The following is a 662-nucleotide window of genomic DNA, read 5'->3' as shown; positions in this document are numbered from 1 at the left end:
TAAAAACCTTCACGCCTTTTGCTTGTAGTTTGGGATAATCTTCTACCAACTTTTGGTTGTTTCTTGGCAATGATGGCAATTCGGGTCATAAATCATGACCAAGATATATTTCGATTTTGTTTGATAAAGACTTACAGGTTTACCGAGAGTATCGCTCATAGGTAAATCTTTGAGGGTATTACCTATCAGAACCTTTTTCATACGATACACATACTCAAAATTGCGAACCACCGTAGCAGAGTCCCAAAGAGCCATTTTTGATCATGTATTTCTCCGCTACGTGGGTATACACAACCTCTTTTCCTAAATAATCTGTCGAAAGAAATTTTTGTGCGATTTTACTAAACACATACTTTCGTTGGTCAGACTTTGGAGGCGTACGATCGAGTAATCTATCCGAAATCTGGATTAAGGTATCTGGCGAATAAGGTCCTTCAACCGTTTTGAGGTAGTTTTCCAGCACAGGCCCTAGAAATGGCGTTACCGCACGCGCTACGTTTTCGGCTTTGTGTTCACCCCATGCTAACAAATTACGCGTTTAGCCTCCATAATTTGTTGATACCCATGGTAATAGCTTTTTTCGAAACCTTAGCTAATCCCCCGAAATCACCAGCAGCATCGATACGTGTTGTTAGATCAAGAGTCATCAAACGAGTTTTTGA

2 protein-coding genes are annotated in these 662 nt (G+C 40.3%); both read right to left on the bottom strand.

Annotated features, from left to right (window positions below; translation table 11 throughout):
• Positions 1–42: 42 nt before the first annotated feature.
• Positions 43–201, bottom strand: a complete 159-nt coding sequence (locus BWI92_RS27555; protein ID WP_176464553.1) for a hypothetical protein — start codon at positions 199–201, stop codon at positions 43–45.
• Between the two features lie 13 nt (positions 202–214).
• Positions 215–529, bottom strand: a complete 315-nt coding sequence (locus tag BWI92_RS26300) for a hypothetical protein (RefSeq protein ID WP_095168602.1) — start codon at positions 527–529, stop codon at positions 215–217.
• Positions 530–662 lie beyond the last annotated feature (133 nt).

The sequence above is a fragment of the Flectobacillus sp. BAB-3569 genome (assembly GCF_002270355.1).
In the GTDB taxonomy this organism is placed as follows: domain Bacteria; phylum Bacteroidota; class Bacteroidia; order Cytophagales; family Spirosomataceae; genus Flectobacillus; species Flectobacillus roseus.
This window is presented reverse-complemented; position numbering and strand designations above follow the sequence as displayed.

Coding starts and splice junctions, on each gene's coding strand:
- BWI92_RS27555 (WP_176464553.1), bottom strand. CDS start 201: ATGAAAAAGGTTCTGATAGGTAATACCCTCAAAGATTTACCTATGAGC.